2 protein-coding genes are annotated in these 3311 nt (G+C 53.8%); both read right to left on the reverse strand.

Annotated elements, in window-relative coordinates:
- Positions 1 to 623: 623 nt before the first annotated feature.
- Positions 624 to 1949: an RIP metalloprotease RseP gene (gene rseP, locus O6929_06320; protein MCZ6479998.1), complete on the reverse strand. Its 1326-nt coding sequence runs from the start codon at positions 1947 to 1949 to the stop codon at positions 624 to 626.
- Positions 1950 to 2075: 126 nt separating this feature from the next.
- Positions 2076 to 3230, reverse strand: a complete 1155-nt coding sequence (locus O6929_06325; GenBank protein ID MCZ6479999.1) for a 1-deoxy-D-xylulose-5-phosphate reductoisomerase — start codon at positions 3228 to 3230, stop codon at positions 2076 to 2078.
- Positions 3231 to 3311 lie beyond the last annotated feature (81 nt).

The following is a 3311-nucleotide window of genomic DNA, read 5'->3' on the forward strand; positions in this document are numbered from 1 at the left end:
GTCACGAAAACCTATGAATAATCCCGGCTCGCGAACTCCCGCAACTCATCAACTGTCTAGATTAAATTTTAACAAAAAAGGTGCACCTGGAGATGTTTGCACCGGTTGGGAACTAGCCCGGATTATGCATAGGTTCTCTACTGCACCGACGAGATCATCCGGCGTGCTGCACCGCCTACGTTGCCCTCGGTCGGCCTCCTTAGTGCCTCGTTTCATAGATACGGTGGCGTTCGTGGCGAGCGCGACGGCATCAAGTTCGCGAAGCGACAACGACACGATGTCAAGGTGCATCGTGGAGGAGGAGCGACAAAGAAATTGATGCCGTCCCGCCGCCACCCTTCGGGCTGATGGGGATTGCGGGCGACCTCTGCGTCGCTCGTCGTCGCCGATGTCCCTGCATCACCTTCTCCTTGCTCCTTGATTTCGCCTCGCAAGCCCCATCAGCGAACGTTACCCTATCTATGAAGCGAGACACTGAATGTATCGTACGGTACGTTTGCGGGGGGCGACCCGCAAGCGGGTGCCCCTCGCGCGTGGAGCAACGCACTCAGGTCAGCGCTTTCGTCGCTTCGTGACGAGAACCCATGAATAAACCGGGCTGGGGAGCGGTCGAACCTAAATCCTCAATTCAGGATGGGCAGGTTCTTGGCAAGATCGTTGAAGATCACAATCCCCATGAGAAGGATGAGAAAGACAAAGCCCACCTGAAAGATGCGTTCCTTGACACGCATGCTGAGGTCTCGCCGAATGAGCCCTTCTATGCCAAGCAGTGCGATCACACCACCGTCCAAGATGGGTATCGGCATCAGATTGAAAATCCCCAATTGCAGTGAGACCAAGGCCATGAAGTTGAGGAGTGGAACCAGACCCATTGCTGCGGCCATTCCGGAAAAGCGGGCAATCTCGATGGGCCCGGACATGGCTCGTAAAGAGGTACGCCCCGTAAAGATCCTTCCCACCACATTGAAGGTCAACAAGGTCAACTTGAGGTTCCGCTCGAATGAATGCTTCAGTGCCTGCAGGAATCCGTACTGCTCCAATTGCATGTACTCCACTGTCGTGCCAATGCGCCAGCGGTCCTCCATTTGAACGGCAGCAAAGGTCGTCTCGAAAACTTGGTTGTCTCTGAGGACTTCAAACTTAAGAGGGCTTCCCTCGGAGGCGTTGATCAGTCGGGCGCTTTCGTCAAATCCCACTGTGGACTTGTTCCCCATTGTGACTCTGACGATCTCATCTTCGGGCCGGAGTCCAGCCTCAGTTGCAGGGCTGTTCGGTTCAACTTCGGTGATGATGAATGGGATAAACGGACCCACTCCAATGTCTCCGGTTTCGATTCTTTCGCTTAAGGAAGGGGTGATGTTTTTGGTCAGAACCTGCCCTTGACGTTCAACTTCCAGCACCAGTTCCTGATTGGGACTGAGGCTGATGCCTATTACCAAATCTTGCCAAGTGGGGATCGGGTCACCGTCTATGGCCAAGATGATGTCCAGAGGTTGCAGGCCAGCCTGCTCGGCCGCCGATCCCTCCTGGACGCTGCCAATGACGGCCGGTTGCCGCATGTGTTTTGCAACGGAAGTCCCCAGCATGAGATTGGTGGTGACCAGGATCAGAGCCAGAATGATATTCATTGCCGGGCCTGCTATAGCTACCAGGAAACGATGCGTTTTGGGATGGCCCATGAACTCCCCAGGATCACCGGTGGGTTCCTCGTCGTAGTTCTCTCCGGCCATTTTCACGTAGCCTCCCAGAGGCAGGAGGCTAACCCTATAATCGGTGTCTCCCCGTTTAAAGCCGAACAGTCGACGGCCAAACCCGAGGGAAAAGACATCCACCCGGATTCCCAGTAGTTTTGCCGCTATGTGGTGTCCCAGCTCATGAATGAAAATCATCACTCCCAGCACAAAGAGGAATGCGATGATGCTAAAGCCGATAGAAGTTAACAAAGCCAAAATGTTTCGATCTCCTTAGTGCACTTAATCTCTAATTGTCCGTCGTGGTCTGGACACTTGTCAAATGAGGCTTCTGCGTTCGACTCGTATTCTCCTCCCGAAGCGGCGAAGGCGCGAGCCGAGAAGTTATGAATAGACCGAATCTATAGTCTCCTGTGCCATTTGGCGAGCCTCACGATCCGCCTCCAGTACGGTCTCCAAATCCTCCACGGCACGAGGAACGTGCCGGTTGAGCACCTCGTCGATCACTTCAGAGATGGACGAGAAAGGCAGAGACTGATCCAAGAAGCAGCGAACGGCGACTTCGTTGGAGGCATTGAGGGCGGTGGGGTAAGTTTGTCCATCATTCAGTGCCTGGTAGGCCAGACGGATACAGGGGAACTTATCCGTGTCTGGAGCATGGAACTCGAGTGCAGCAAGGGAAAGCAGGTCCAATCGAGGTAAGTTCGAGTTCCAACGATCCGGGTAGGCCAGGGCGTACAGAATGGCCGCCCTCATGTCGGTGATGCTCATCTGGGCCAGAACTGTGCCATCGATGAATTCAACCATAGAATGGATAATCGACTGAGGATGGATCACGATGGAGATTCGATCGGGTTGTACGCCAAAAAGGTGATGGGCTTCAATAACTTCCAGCCCTTTGTTCATCAAGGTGGCGGAGTCTACAGTGATCTTGGGCCCCATACTCCAGGTGGGGTGATTCAAGGCTTCTTCGACAGTGACCTGTTCCAGTTGTTGCTTGTTTTTGTGAAGAAAAGGTCCACCTGAGGCGGTTAGAACCAATCGATGAACCTCTCGCTTTTCTGAGCCTCTCAAGCATTGATGTAGAGCACAGTGCTCGCTGTCCACCGGAAGCAGGTTTACCTGTGTGCTTTTGACGATGGGCATGATCAACTCGCCTGCCATCACCAGGATTTCCTTGTTGGCCAGTGCCACGTCCTTTTTCTTGAGCAGTGCTTCGTAAGTCGGAATCAGTCCTGCCGCGCCCGCGATGCCCGCCAGCACGACATCCGCATGGGGATGGGTGGCGGCCTCGATCACGCCTTCGACACCTGAGAGGACCTTCATCTCGGGAAGGCGCTGCTTCAGATCTTTCGCCGCATCGCGATCATACAGAGCGACTAATTCGGGCCGATACTTCAGGCATTGCTGATGAAGAAGCTCTACACTTTTTTGTGCGGCCAGTGTGACGATTCGAAAACGCTCCGGATAGAGATCAACCAGATCCAGAGCGCTCTTTCCTATTGACCCAGTCGATCCTAGAATAGCCAGTCTTTTCACAGCTTCTCTCTCAGATCGGCTCATTTTATCAGAACCAGGAAGGTGTAATAGGCGGGAAGGGCAAAAAGCAAGCTGTCGATA

The sequence above is a fragment of the Candidatus Methylomirabilota bacterium genome (genome assembly GCA_027293415.1).
Taxonomy (GTDB): Bacteria; Methylomirabilota; Methylomirabilia; order Methylomirabilales; family CSP1-5; genus CSP1-5.